Origin of the sequence: Pseudomonas fluorescens, assembly GCF_902497745.1 — a bacterium.
Classification (GTDB): domain Bacteria; phylum Pseudomonadota; class Gammaproteobacteria; order Pseudomonadales; family Pseudomonadaceae; genus Aquipseudomonas; species Aquipseudomonas fluorescens_BM.
The window spans coordinates 201,007-215,644 of record NZ_CABVHJ010000005.1 but is presented as its reverse complement, the minus strand read 5'-3'; the positions used below and the strand labels follow the sequence as shown (position 1 = coordinate 215,644).

The window sequence follows — 14,638 nt, the reverse complement described above, 5'->3', positions numbered from 1 at the left end:
CGAGAGAAGCGAAATGTCCGAAGACAACATCCTCACCGCCAGCGGCTGGGTTCGCGGCCGGCTGATCCACGAACACGGCAAAATCGTATCGATCGAAGGCGTGCCTTGCGATCCGACGAGCAATGAACTGCCGTATCTGCTGCCCGGTTTCATCGATCTGCACGTTCATGGCGGCGGTGGCAAAGACATCATGGAAGGTGCCAGCGCCTTCGAGACCATCACCAAAACCCACGTGCGGTTCGGCACCACCTCGCTGCTGGCCACCACCATGACCGCGCCGAGTGCCGAGATCTCCAGCGTCTTGAAGGAAGTCGGAGCATTCTGCGAACAGCGTCCGCAAGGTGCCGCACGAGTGCTCGGTGTGCACCTCGAAGGCCCGTACATCAACCCCGGCAAACTGGGCGCGCAACCGAACTTCGCCCACACCGCGTTGATGGCCGAAGTCGAAGAATATCTGGCACTGGCGCCGATCCGGGTGATCACCATCGCCCCGGAAATTGCCGGTCATGACGGTTTGATCCGTGAGCTGAGCAGCCGTGGCGTGCGCATGCAGATCGGCCACACCCTCGGCAGTTACGAAGAAGGCGTCGCCGCACTCGATGCCGGCGCGACCAGTTTCACCCACCTCTACAACGCCATGAGCCCGTTGCATCACCGTGAACCGGGCATCGTCGGCGCCGCACTGGCCCACGCCAAATTCGCCGAGCTGATTCCCGACTTGCTGCATGTGCATCCCGGCGCCATTCGCGTGGCCCTGCGCTCGATCCCGTGCCTGTATTGCGTGACCGATTCGACCGCTGCCGCCGGCATGCCCGACGGTGAATACAAGCTCGGCAGCCACACCGTGACCAAATGCCTGGGCGGCGTGCGCCTGCCCGATGGCACCTTGGCCGGCAGCACCCTGACCATGGATCAGGCCCTGCGCAACCTGGTGAAGATCGGTTTGCCGATCGCCGAGGCCTCGCAACGTCTGTCGCAATTTCCCGCCGACTACCTCGGCATCAACGAACGCGGGCGCCTGCAGCCGGGTGCCTGGGCCGACTGCGTGCGGCTCGATCGCTCACTCACACTGACCGCCGTCATGGTCGAAGGAGAAGACATTGACTTCAAAAATGCTTGAGGAGGCGCTGTCCTCGTTCGAGGCCGTGCAAGCCCAACTGCAACAGCTCGACCCGCAAATGATCGAGATCGCCGGGCGCCTGCGCCGTCAGCCACCGCAAGTGGCGATGACCGTCGCGCGCGGCAGCTCCGATCATGCGGCGAGCTACTTCGCCTACCTGACCATGCAGCAACTCGGTGTGCCGGTGGCGTCGTTGCCGATGTCGGTGGTGACCATGCAACAGGCGCCGTTGAAGGTCAGCGGTCAGGTCGCGTTCGCGTTTTCGCAATCGGGGCAGAGCCCGGATCTGGTCAACAGCCTGCGTCTGCTGCGCAAGCGTGGCGCGCTGAGTGTGTCGATGGTCAACGCCGCCGACTCGCCGCTGGAAGCTGCCTGTGAATTCAGCGTGCCGCTGCTCGCCGGGACTGAAAGCAGCGTTGCTGCAACCAAAAGTTTTATCGCCACCCTCAGCGCCAGCGCTCGTTTGATCGCGCATTGGAAAGAGGACAGCGAATTGCTCGAAGCCGGCAATGCCCTGCCCGAAGGCCTGCGCGAAGCGGCGAAACAGGACTGGAGCGTGGCCATCGAAGTGCTGCGCGATTGCGAGCGTTTGATGGTTATTGGACGTGGCGCCGGTTTTGCCATCGCCCAGGAGGCCGCGCTGAAATTCAAGGAAACCTCGGCGATTCAGGCCGAAGCATTCAGCAGCGCGGAAGTCCGTCACGGCCCGATGGCGCTGATCGATGAACATTATCCGTTGCTGGTTTTCGCACCGCGCGGAGCTGAACAGGCTGGCCTGTTGAGTCTGGCAGCAGAGATGCGTCAACGCGGCGCCCGTGTGTTGCTCGCCGCGCCGGACGATGTGAGCGAACGCGACCTGACGCTGACCCGCGCCGAACATCCAGCGCTCGATCCGATTCTGGCGATTCAGAGCTTCTACGTGATGGCCGCAGGTTTGGCCGTGGCCCGTGGCATGGACCCGGATCAGCCGCGCCACCTGAGCAAAGTGACCCGCACGCACTAAGTCCGAATGACTGCACACCTGATGAGACCGAGCCATGCACAACAACAATAAAGAGCTGACCCTCAGCGCCCCGCTCAGCGGCCCGGTGCTCACGCTCGCCAAAGTCCCGGACGCGGTGTTCGCCAGCGGCGCGATGGGCGATGGCATTGCCATCGACCCGATCAACGACACGCTTTATGCGCCGTGCGCCGGGGTGATCATTCATGTCGCACGCACCGGCCACGCACTCACTTTGCGTGCCGATAACGGTGCGGAGATTCTTCTGCACCTGGGCCTGGATACCGTTGAACTGAACGGCGAAGGCTTCTCGATGCTGGTCAAGGATGGCACGCGTGTCAGCAAAGGCCAGCCGTTGTTGCGCTATGACCTCGACAAGGTCGGTCAGCAGTGCAAAAGCCTCGTCAGTTTGTTGATCCTGACCAACAGCCAGGATTTTCAGGTGCGTCCGATCACGCTCAAAGCGGTGAAAGTCGGCGAGCCGTTACTGCACATTGTTGCGCGCAACAGTTCGGCGGCGAATGTTGCAGACGTGGGCGGGCCAGAGGTTCATGGCCATGTTCTGGTGGCGCATCGCGGCGGATTGCATGCGCGCCCTGCGGCGCTGATTCGGCAGACCGCGCAAGGTTTCAAAAGCCATTCGCAACTGCACTTCGCCGGCAAATCGGCGCCGTGCAACAGTCTGATCGGTCTGATGGGGCTGGCGGTTGGCGAGCAGGATGAAGTGCAGGTCAGCTGTCAGGGGCCGGATGCCGAAGCGGCGCTGCAAGCGTTGCTCACCGCGTTGGCCACGGCGCTGCCGAATGATTGTCACGCTGCGGCGCCGGTGAGTGTCGCATCGGTTAAACGCCCGGCCGAGTCTGGCGTGTTGCACGGTGTGTGCGCTGCGCCGGGACTGGTCGGTGGGCCGCTGTTTCGCTTGAACGCGATCAGTTTGCCGGTGGATACGGGCAATCATGATCCGTTGCAACAACTGCAGGCGCTCGACACTGCACTGAATCAGGTGCGCAGTGAAATCGACGGCACCCTCGCCCAAGCGAAAACACACAAGAACGCCGACGAAGAAGCAATCTTCGCCGCGCATTTGGCATTGCTGGAAGATCCGGCACTGCTCGACGCCGCACAGCAATCCATCGAACAAGGCACTGCGGCGACTCATGCCTGGAGCCAGTCGATCGATGTGCAGTGCGAAGTCCTGCAACACACCGGCAGCGCGCTGCTGGCCGAACGCGCCAATGACCTGCGCGACCTCAAGCAACGTGTGTTACTTGCATTGCTCGGCGAGGCCTGGCACTACGAAGTGCCGACCGGCGCCATCGTCGCGGCGCATGAACTGACGCCGTCGGATCTGCTGCAACTCAGCGCGCAAGGTGTCGCCGGGTTGTGCATGGCCGAGGGTGGCGCGACTTCGCACGTGGCGATTCTGGCGCGCGGCAAAGGTCTGCCGTGCATGGTGGCGTTGGGTTCAGCATTGCTCGATCAGCCGCAAGGTCAATCGGTGGTGCTCGATGCCGATGGCGGTCGTCTGGAACTGACGCCCAACGCTGAACGTCTGGCCGAAGTGCAACAAGCGCAAATCGAACGCCAACAGCGCCGTGACGCGCAACAAGCCAAAGCTCATCTGCCCGCCGAAACCCGTAATGGCGTGCACATCGAAGTCGTCGCCAACGTTGCCTCCAGCGATGACGCGGCGGACGCATTTGCCAACGGCGCCGATGGCGTGGGTCTGCTGCGCACTGAGTTTTTGTTCGTCGATCGCCAGACTGCTCCGGACGTCGAAGAGCAGCGCAGTGCTTACCAGGCGGTGATCGATGCCATGGGCGATAAATCCGTGATCATCCGCACCATCGACGTCGGCGGCGACAAGCAACTTGATTACCTGCCGCTGCCGATCGAAGCCAACCCGGTACTCGGCCTGCGCGGCATTCGCCTGGCTCAGGCGCGTCCGGAAATCCTCGATCAGCAACTGCGTGCGCTGCTGCAAGTCAGCCCGTTGCGTCGTTGCCGGATCCTGTTGCCGATGGTCACCGAAGTCGATGAGCTGCTGCAGATTCGCCAACGCGTCGATGCATTGTGCGTCGAACTGGGCGTGAGCCAGCGCCCGGAAATCGGCGTGATGATCGAAGTCCCTGCCGCCGCGCTGCAAGCCGAACAACTGGCCGAACACGCCGATTTCCTCTCGATCGGTACTAACGATCTCTCGCAATACACCTTGGCCATGGATCGCGACCACGCTGGTTTGGCCGCTCGCGTCGACGCTCTGCATCCGGCGCTGTTGCGCCTGATCGCCATGACCTGCGAAGGCGCGGCGGTGCACAAACGTTGGGTCGGTGTCTGCGGCGCCCTCGCCTCTGATCCGCTGGCCACACCGGTGTTGATCGGTCTGGGCGTCACCGAACTGTCGGTCAGCCCGGTGCAGATCGGCGAAATCAAGGATCGCGTGCGCCAGGTGCACGAAGCCGAATGCCAGCGCATCAGTCGCGACCTGCTCAAGCTGAGCAGCGCCGCCGCCGTGCGCCACGCCTGTCATCAACATTGGCCACTGCGCTAACAAAAACAACAAGGACAAACGCCATGTACCAACTCTTTATCGAAGGCCTGCAACGCCTCGGCCGCGCGCTGATGCTGCCGATCGCGATCCTGCCGATTGCCGGCCTGTTGCTGCGTCTGGGTGACACTGACCTTTTGAACATCGCGATCATCCACGACGCCGGCCAAGTGATCTTCGCCAACCTGGCGATGATCTTCGCCATCGGTATCGCCGTCGGTTTCGCCAAGGACAACAACGGCACCGCCGGCCTGGCCGGAGTGATCGGTTATCTGGTGATGATCTCCACGCTCAAGGTGCTCGATGCGAGCATCAACATGGGCATGCTCGCCGGTATCGTCAGCGGCCTGATGGCCGGCGCGCTGTACAACCGCTTCAAGGACATCAAGTTGCCGGAGTACCTGGCGTTCTTCGGCGGCCGGCGGTTTGTGCCGATTGTCACCGGATTCGCGGCGGTGGGTCTGGGCGTGGTGTTCGGCTACATCTGGCCGCCGATCCAGCACGGCATCAACGCTTTTGGCGCCTTGATGATGGAAAGCGGCAGCATCGGTGCGTTCGTGTTTGGCGTGTTCAACCGCCTGCTGATCGTGACTGGCCTGCACCACATCCTCAACAACATGGCGTGGTTCGTGTTCGGCAACTTCACCGACCCAACCACCGGAGCTCTGGTTACGGGTGACCTGTCGCGTTATTTCGCTGGCGATCCGAAGGGTGGCCAGTTCATGACCGGCATGTTCCCGATGATGATCTTCGGCCTGCCGGCGGCATGTCTGGCGATGTATCGCAATGCCTTGCCAGAACGCCGCAAGGTGATGGGCGGGATATTCCTGTCGATGGCGTTGACCTCGTTTCTGACCGGGGTGACCGAGCCGATCGAGTTCGCCTTTATGTTTTTGGCGCCGCTGTTGTATCTGCTGCATGCGTTGCTGACCGGGTTGTCGATGGCGATTACCAATGCGCTGAACATTCACCTCGGCTTCACCTTCTCCGGCGGCTTTATCGACATGGTCCTGGGTTGGGGGCGTTCGACCAATGGCTGGCTGGTGATTCCGGTCGGGCTGGCGTACGCCGTGGTGTATTACGCGGTGTTTGATTTCTGTATTCGTCGCTTCAATCTGAAGACGCCGGGGCGTGAGGATGTGGCTGCTGCAGAAAAGACGGTGCTGACAGAGAATGAGCGCGCTTCGGCGTACATCAAGGCACTCGGTGGAGCGGAGAATCTGCTGACTGTGGGCGCCTGCACTACCCGTCTGCGCCTGGAGATGGTCGATCGCAACAAGGCATCCGATGCTGAACTGAAAGCGCTGGGCGCGATGGCGGTTGTGCGTCCGGGTAAAGGAGGGAGTTTGCAGGTGGTTGTGGGGCCGATGGCGGACAGTATTGCTGATGAGATTCGCTTGGCGATGCCATCTCTCGGACGTGCAGTTCTGGTTGAAACGGCTGTTGTTGCGCAAGAGCCGAAAGCGGTTGCGGTCGCCGGTTCCGAGGCCGAGCAATGGCTGACCGCGCTGGGCGGTGGCGACAATGTGCTGCAACTGGACTGCATCGCGATGACGCGGATTCGCCTGCAATTGGCGGATGGCAAGGCGTTGTCTGAGACACAGTTGAAAGAGCTCGGGTGTCAGGGCGTTAGCCAGTTGGATGGTGGGATCTGGCATTTGCTGGTGGGGGATAAAGCGGCGAGTTTGAGTGGAGCGTTGGAAAGCCTGGTCAATCGTAGTGAGGTTAGTGCCAAGGTTTAATCGAAACAAAAAAACCGGCTCAGGCCGGTTTTTTATTGCCGATAAATCGGCTCAGGATGAATGCTGCTGCGCTTGATAATGGCAGGTCTGATATGGAGGGCTTCTGACGAGAGTGTCTAACGCGGATGAGAGGACGTGAGCGTCATTCAGCTTCGTCATCTGCTTTCTCCAGATAGTCTTGCAGCTTAGATAGAAGAGCTTCGCGAGCAGGCTCGCTCCCACAGTTTTGACTATGTTGAGGCCTTGAGAAACTGGTTGCCTGTCAGGCCGCCATCGCTGGCAAGCCAGGCTCCCACAGGTTGCGCATTGTTCTCCTTGTGGGAACCAGCCTGCTGGCGATGAACGATGACGCGATCGTCAGGTTTGTGGATCGACTCGATCCAGCGCCCGGTTTACCGCGAGTTCGGCGAGCATGATGATTTGCTGGATGCCTAATACGGTGCTGCGCTGAGAACCGTTTAGCTCATTGGCGAAGTTGCTGGCGGCGGTACTTGCCGAGGCTAATGACTCGCAAGCGTGTGCGAGAAGGCTTTCGGTGTCGACTTGGGGGCAGACCATGAACATGGTGCTCGGTCGACGGGGCTTTGCGGGTTCGGGGCACAGGTAGAAGTCGAGGGCGCGTTTGATGGCTTCGCGATTGCGGGCCTGGTCTTCGGCGCGGAGGGTTTCTTCGAGTGGGGTGATGGTTTCGGGTGGATCGGGTACGGGCTTAGTCATTGCAATGATCTCTAATCAATGATTGAGCCATCACTGGTCGTTTCTCACGCGACGAAGAGGTGGCAGCTATGTGCGGAGTGAGAAACCGGTAAGAGATCAACCCGGCCGAACCGAAGTCCGCCCGCACACAGCCGCCATAGAACATCACCGGCAGCAAATGAGCTGGCGGCGATTATGGTGCTACTGACGTTTGATTAAAACCTCTTACCGGGTTCTCACACCCGATCACCGATTTGCGGTGACAGCCAAAGACTAGAGACCCGACGTCCGACGGACAACCTGAAAACCTTGTGGGAAGGTTCTGGCTATTCGACACATCATTAAACAGCCAAAAGCAAACCCTCACCCTAGCCCTCTCCCAGAGGGAGAGGGGACTGACCGAGGTGTTCGGGCGAGATACACCGACGTGATATACCGAGCCGAACTCAGGTTTTGAAAAGCCCATAAATCCGTCCTCTGCCTCCCCTAGCCGAACTCAGTTTCGCCCCCACAAATCGGCGCCCTCTCTCCGAACCAAACTCAGGCTTGAATAGCACACAAATCGGCGCCCTCTCCCTCGGGAGAAGGCTGGGCGGGCGGCGTTCCGATGAGGGGCGTATCCAGCACAAAACCCAAGTCGATCACACACCACTCAAACAGGATGAGCGCCAGCTCGCCTGCCCCCCCACATTACCGGCACTGTCAACTGTCAGGTCTGACAGTTGACCGCCTCGATCTACCTTATTACGTTGACTGAATCAGGCAGTTTTCATGTCGTAGCCTTGATAACCCGAAGCTCAACTCAAAAAAGGATGGCTGCGACATGGCAAAGAAAATGACGGACGCAGAACAACTGGAGCATCTGAAAAAAACCTTCAGAGATCTTGATGAAAATACAGACGGAATTCTTACTTTCGAAGAGTTCGCCAACGGTGCCAAAGGCTTTGAAAAAACCATGAGAACTTGGGTGTGGGATGAATACAACAAGGACCGGAACAGCGAACTAACCCTGGAAGAGTACCTGGCCAGCCAAAAAACGAAGCCCGCCGAATAGTTTCGTCACCTCCAGGCCGCCATCGCTGGCAAGCCAGCTCCCACAGAGCAAAGCACCACCACCCCGCTCCTCACCACTCAACAGGATGAGCGTTAGCTCGGCTGCGGCTTTTGCTTTTGATCCACCGGCCCCGTCGGCAGGCTGAGTGGAGGGATTTATCCGGGGGTGGGAGCGCAGCGACCGTTTGGCGCAGCCAAATGCATCGAGAGGAGGTGCAGCGAAGCAAACCGTAGGCGATGCGCCCGGATGAATTCCGGAGCGACACACAACACCAGGCGCGCTGGCGTTCTTCAATACATATGTACCACCCTCAACACCGTCACCCTCGCCATGCTGAAGACTCTTCCCACCAGCATGGAGGCTGTGCCGATGAGCACTTCCACTGCACCCTCGTTCGAAGAGATCAGCAACGATCTCAATGAGATCGGTCATCATCTTTTCAAGATCGAGACTCCGCTGATTTCTGAGCAACCGCCGACGGCCGAGCAGGTCTACCTGAAACGCCTGAACGAACAGTTGAAAACCTACCGCGAACACTTCCTGCAGCGCAGCCGTGCGCTTTATCAGGCGCTGGAAACCACTGACCTGCACAGCGACGAAGGAAAGAAGCTGATCGCAACGCTCAAGATCAGACTCGACACGCAATTGATCAACATGGATCTTCGCGATCTGATCGATGGCAAACCCGCCAAGACCTTCTTGAAATACGACGCCGGCTTCACCGCCATCGGCCACGAGGCACGACAGGCCGTCAAGGATCGCCTGCTACCGCCGGAAGCCGGCGTGCTTGTGGAAAAAACGGCACTGGGGCCGATGCTGCGTCCGGCCATGTACGCGCTGCAGTTCCACTACCAGGGAATCACCGTCGAGCTGGCCGGCGCTTTTGTCGTCACTGAAAAGGACAGCCACCGGGTCAGCGACCTGCTGACCGATCAGAGCGTCGGCTATGTTGTGTTGTTTACACCGGCGAGAGGTGTCGAGTACTTCGACTCGCTGGCAGATCTCGATACGCGACTGCTTGAAGACTTCAAACACGCCACCGACCATGACGGATTCATGCGAATGCTGCCGACGCGTTATCACAACGTCGGCGCAGCCGGGATCTGGCCGCTGCAACTGTCGCCGATCGACAGCAAGCCCTTGTTTGAACATATCTACGATGCATTGATCGATAAACGCACGCAGGATATCGAGCGTGCATTGAGCTTCGACGACAATCCGCGACAGGACGCTTCCCGGTTGCTCACGGCCATCGACCGGGCCATTGACGGAGCACTGCCGGATCTCACACAGCGCCTGGAATTGAAGGCGCAAATTTTGTTCGAACGCCATCTGCGCAACAGTGCTCCGGATTGGTATCGCAGCGCCAGCGCAACGAAGCAGACCGAGCTGGCGCAGTTGACAGGCAACTATCATCAGGCACGGCAAAAGCTCCTCGAGCTGATGGGGCCGGCGGCCAGCCTGATGGCGCTGGCCCGGCAGCAGTGGCTTGAGCGCCTCAGTGATGACCTGGAAATCGATGATCTGGAACCACAAAACCTGCAGATCAGCACGCGACGCCGGGTCGCCGGGTACGGTGTCTTTGAGCACCAGCGCAACCTGCTCGATCTGTCCTTGCGCGGTCCGCATACCGGCGATGAACTGGCGGGTTCGGAGTTTCTCAGCCATACCACGCTGACCTACAACGATGCGCCCCTGCCGGAGGCGTACTCGGAGGTGACGCCGGCCTGGCTGGTCGAGCAAGCGCTGAGCCTGCAACCTCGCGTCGACTTCAATCACTTGCAAAAAGAGATGCACGCACGGCCTGCCATCAGACCTGCCATCGAGCACGTGCTGGATCAACGGATCCTCGCGCTGGCGCATACGGCGGTGCTGCAAGGCCATCTGCTCGACGGTGACCTGCAACTGATCCGCAATCTGCACAGCGGCAGCGACTCACGCCTGCGTGCCGCAACAGTGTGCCTGCACGGCGCACAACTTCAGGATCTGTGGGTACTGCGTCAAAGCAACAGCTCGGGCACCATCACACGCATATTGCTCTGCACGCCACAAGCACCGGGAGAACGGCAGTTCCAGGCGTTCACCAGCGAGCGGGAATGCCAAAGCCACATCCTGGGTTGGGCCAGCCACAGCGATGACGCCGACAGTATGGCCGGGTATCTGGTCAGCCTTGCACCGATGCGTTTTCGCCAGAGCCTGCACAAAGTGCTCTCCGGCCTCAGTCTCAAACCTGAGGACCAGGAGCATAAAAAGGTTACCTTCGAAAACACCGGCAATCATCTCGCCTGCCTGCGGGCGATGGCGGATCACGTCTTGGCCACGCGGGTCGACGACTATGACTTCAGCACACCAACGTGGTATCGCTCGACCACGGCCGCCAATCGCAGAAAGCTGTCGACACTGAGCGAAGAGGCCGAAGGCGCGTTGCAGGCATTCGCCAGACACAAGCTAGCGGATAGCCGCTTTCCGACGTTTGAAGCGTTCCTGCATGAGCAAGCAAAAAAAAGCCTGAACCGACTGCTCAAACGCCCGGCCAACGATGTTGACCCCGATACTGTGTGGGCCTACTCGCCCCTCTCTATCGTACGTTCATCGACACCGGCGCCTTTGAGTTATACCCGGCTGTACCGCGATGGGTACGCCGACGGGGTCGGCTTTCTCGATGAAAAATTTTCCCGCTCGGCGCGCTTCAAAGGCCCGCCGGGGATCGATATCAGCAACCTGACTGCGCAGAATGTTGCACGGTCAGTCACCGGGGTCTGGATCGGTGAACGCTACGCCGCCAAGGTCAAAAGCGACCTGCAAAGCTCTGCCAGTGAGGGCTACGATTTCAGGCGCAACACTACGCTCGCCATTACCCAGCGCCAGATGAAAAGCGCGGCGCTGGAATGCCGTCTGCAAGGCCATATTGCCAGTAGCGATCTGGCATGGCTCGAGCAAAGCATCGATAGCATGGGCGACACATCGCAGCAGAGGCAAAAAAAATATCCGATCCACCGACTGATGATCGACGGTGAATGGGTGCTCGACAACTGGCTGTTCAGCCATGAAAAAAATCCAGTGCTGCTCTATACACCCGGCGCCCCCGATGGCGTCGGCTTTCGCGATGCCAGACTGTTCAATTACCTGCTGAAACAGCAGGACGGCATGGTCGAATATTTCACCCGGCGCGTGGGGGTCGCATCCCGGACCAGGATTCGAGCATTCCTCGAAGACGCCAGAAAAAGCCTGCCCAAGCACCTCGACAAGACCACGCCCAGCCCCGCACGTTATGACTCGACCCACGCGGTAGTGCCCGTCAGCGACCTGCGCCAGGGTTTATACAACATGAAATTGCAGCGCAAAATCGACGACGTTCAGGCCACCACGACAAGCCGCCTCGAGATGATCTCCGGCCTGGCGTGGATGTGCGTCGAATGGTTCACCGCCATCGCCACTGCGCCGTTTCCACTACTAAGCGTGAGCACCGGCCTGTTGCTGGCATTCAAGGACGCCATGCTCGCTCTGCACGCCTATCGACAAGGTGAAAACAGCGAAGCGTTCAAACATTTTCTCGGTTACCTGTTCAACAGTGCCGGCGCGTTGTTGACTGATCTGCGTCCTGCCCTGCGCTCACTCAAACTCTTCAACCGCCCTTTACGCCTGACCGGCGGCAACGCTGGCAAAGAGCAAGCACGCGTCATGACGCTGGTCGAGCAACTTGCGCCCAACCCGCTGTCGTCGGACATGCGACCGGTGGTCTACAGAGGCCAGACCCTGTGGGCATCGAATGAGACCGATGCCATTGGTCGTTATTTACTGCATCGCCTCGACCCGCAAACCGGCAGATTTCTATCGACCTCCATTCTGGCTGCACCCAACTCCGATGGCGTGATGGTGCGCAGTGGCGTTTCCGGCGGTGCGCCGAAATACGAGTCCGTGCAAGAGACACCCGGCCCACACAAGGACTACGGCATACCACCCAAATACCGGGACCGGATCGAGACGGTGATGAACCCGCAAACCAGAGAAGAAATTCTCATGCGCGGCGAGGACTCCCTGGGTACAGCGCCGCAATTGACCATCGTCGGCGTGATCGAAGACCTCGCCTCCACTCGCAAGGCCTATCTGGAGAAGGTCGAACAACTGACCCGCGACGCCGGGCTTCATTTTATCGGCAGGCGTTTTCCCGCCCGTTCCAGCGTACCGCCAGTGCAACCCGGCACGACCTTTCCACAGTTGATCGCCAGCGATGCGTTGGCCGGTAAAAATCTGATCATCGGCGCCCTGCCGGAATCAATCGCCAGCAAACAGACACTGATCACCTATATGGATGCGCTGGTCGACAGCGGTTTCAAGCGCATCTATGTGGAATATCTGCCGGCGGATGTCTTCCATCTCAAACTGGAAAAATTCAACAAAGGTAAATCCTGGCGCCACATCAAACGCCATCTGAAAGCCGTCGATAAGGCCTTGGGCCACGAACCCGACGCGCCATTCTCTTACCTGACGCTGGTGCGCACAGCTCGGGAGAAGGGTCTGAAAGTCAACGCTCTGGATGCGTCTACCAGTTATAAAGTCGAAGATGCCTTGTTGATGGCCGACGTCTCGCCATTGACTCCCCGTGGCAACGACATCAGAAATTTCTACTCGCACAAGACCATTGCCGCCGACATTGCCGATGCGCCTGAAGAGCACTGGATTGTCCTGACCGACCAGACGCGTATGACCACGTTTGAAAGTACGCCGGGGCTGGCCGACCTGCACGACGCTGTTGCTATACGCATCGAGGATGTCGCACCGGGTCAGCCAGCACGCATCGACGTGGATTCACCCGGTCACATCGCCGGCGATGTAGCGGCCAAGGGCGACTATCATGTGGCACTGCCGACGTCATACAAGGTTCGTCAGCCGCTGCCTCAGCCAACGGAGACTGCCGGCCCCAGCGCAGTGCACTTCAGCGACTTCGACCTACCGACGTCAATGCGTGACGACATTGTTCAACTGCGCAGCGAGCGCTACTCACTGGATCCCCGCTACCGTCCGCCAGGACAAACGCAGGGGGAGGCCTACGATGCCTTTATCGCCAGCCGCGCACGTCTGGAGAAGGCAGCGAGAGATGCCTTCACCGACTTCACGCCACCACCCGCCGTCACGTTGCCAGCGATTGTCGATGGCAGCGATTTCAACACGTTTTTAAAACAAATGGCCGACGATGGCTTGAACCTGTTGATCGGTGAGGGGCACGCCCATGTATCAAGCAAGGCACTGCTCAAAGCCTACATGAAGGCGCTGAAGAAGGCCGGGTACGAAACGCTGTACATGGAGCACCTGATGACCGATCTGCACCAGATCGACCTGGATCTTTTTTATCGCACCCAGCGTATGCCCGAGCGACTCAAAACCTTCCTGAGGGAACAGGACAGCGGCCACATGCCTTTCTACATCGGTAACGATACCTATACCGAGGTGGTTCAGGCCGCCGCCAAATACAAAGTGCGTATCAGGGCGCTCGATTGCACCGCCAGCTACCATCTCAAAGGTTTGAATGACCCGGCCCTGTCACGAAACGAGATGTTCAGCTATTTCGCTACCCAAGTGATCGAGGCCGATCAACTGGCACACGGGCCACACAAATGGATCGCCTTGATTGGCAGTGCGCACACCAATTACAACCTTGGCGTGCCTGGCCTGGCCGAGACGCTCGGGGCCGTAGGCGTCCATGTCCGTGATACCGCACCTGAACTGGCCGGCGGTATCCGTCGCGGGGTATGGGAGGTCACGGAGCCTGCCTCCAGTCCTGCTACCCGGGCTTTACGCGCCGATTTCACGATGGAAGTCGCTGTTCCCGGAACGAGCAGGCCCCGGCCGATTGTATCTCCTGATCGGAGCAAGTTGACCCAGTCCGGACACTTCCTGATTGAACGTCCCGGCACGACCGAAACCCGACTGGTGCACAAGTCAGAAAGCGGCGACATCGTCACCACGCCGATCCAGGTGGATGACAAAGGCTTGTTTTACATTGATCGTTGGGGCAAGAGAGACTCACGCTTTAAATATTTAAAGACGCTGATCGATATGCTTAAAGAAGAGAAGAATTTGACGGCCGTCGGATAAAAATCAACCGCAACAAAAAACCCGCTGAGATCACTCTCAGCGGGTTTCCTGTTTCAGCAGCAAGGAAGATCAGAAATCTTCCAGCCGCCACACCTCATAAGCCGGCGTCTCGTAGGGATGACTCAGTTTCAACGCCGCCACAACAGCGACGATCAACTCATCCGCCACCACAAGCTCAACCTTCCATTCCTCAACCCGCTCAACCTGCCCGGTCTCACCCATAAACGGCTGACTGCCGTCCAACGGTCGAAACTGGCCCAGACCCAGCACCTGCCATGCACAGTGATCATAGTCACCGATCCGCCCACCACCGGCAGCGAACACAGCGCCTTTGACCACTTCGACATGACTGTCGGGAACAAAAAACGCGAGCTTGTACACA

General features: G+C 59.3%; 8 protein-coding genes. 6 read left to right on the top strand and 2 right to left on the bottom strand.

The annotated features are described in order from the left end of the window. The first annotated feature begins 13 nt into the window (after positions 1-13). From nagA to nagE, 4 genes are read left to right on the top strand one after another with little or no spacing between them, the layout of a single operon-like run. Positions 14-1,120, top strand: coding sequence for an N-acetylglucosamine-6-phosphate deacetylase (nagA, locus tag F8N44_RS09950; RefSeq protein WP_150650184.1), 1,107 nt, complete (start codon positions 14-16; stop codon positions 1,118-1,120). Next, the gene (locus tag F8N44_RS09945; RefSeq protein WP_150650183.1) at positions 1,101-2,123 is read left to right on the top strand and encodes an SIS domain-containing protein; all 1,023 of its coding nucleotides are present in this window, start codon (positions 1,101-1,103) and stop codon (positions 2,121-2,123) included. The genes nagA and F8N44_RS09945 overlap by 20 nt, the downstream gene beginning before the upstream one ends. 34 nt (positions 2,124-2,157) lie before the next feature. Continuing rightward, positions 2,158-4,671 carry a phosphoenolpyruvate--protein phosphotransferase gene (gene ptsP, locus F8N44_RS09940; RefSeq protein ID WP_150650182.1) on the top strand — a complete coding sequence of 838 codons (2,514 nt, stop codon included), beginning with the start codon at positions 2,158-2,160 and terminating at the stop codon, positions 4,669-4,671. Between the two features lie 23 nt (positions 4,672-4,694). Continuing rightward, entirely contained in the window at positions 4,695-6,410 is a 1,716-nt protein-coding gene (nagE, locus tag F8N44_RS09935; protein WP_150650181.1) for an N-acetylglucosamine-specific PTS transporter subunit IIBC, read from the top strand. A gap of 357 nt (positions 6,411-6,767) precedes the next feature. On the opposite strand, the gene F8N44_RS09930 is transcribed toward nagE, so the two are convergent. Further along, complete coding sequence (locus tag F8N44_RS09930) at positions 6,768-7,127, bottom strand: DUF6124 family protein (protein ID WP_150650180.1); 360 nt, start codon at positions 7,125-7,127, stop codon at positions 6,768-6,770. 802 nt (positions 7,128-7,929) lie between these two features. On the opposite strand from F8N44_RS09930, the gene F8N44_RS09925 reads away from it, so the two are divergent. Then, entirely contained in the window at positions 7,930-8,160 is a 231-nt protein-coding gene (locus tag F8N44_RS09925; protein WP_150650179.1) for a hypothetical protein, read from the top strand. Between the two features lie 369 nt (positions 8,161-8,529). Beyond that, positions 8,530-14,256 (top strand): membrane-targeted effector domain-containing toxin, encoded by a 5,727-nt coding sequence (locus F8N44_RS09920; RefSeq protein ID WP_150650178.1) that lies wholly within the window; start codon positions 8,530-8,532, stop codon positions 14,254-14,256. A gap of 69 nt (positions 14,257-14,325) precedes the next feature. On the opposite strand, the gene F8N44_RS09915 is transcribed toward F8N44_RS09920, so the two are convergent. Then, the gene (locus F8N44_RS09915; protein ID WP_150650177.1) at positions 14,326-14,637 is read right to left on the bottom strand and encodes a YqfO family protein; all 312 of its coding nucleotides are present in this window, start codon (positions 14,635-14,637) and stop codon (positions 14,326-14,328) included. Position 14,638: the final 1 nt, after the last annotated feature.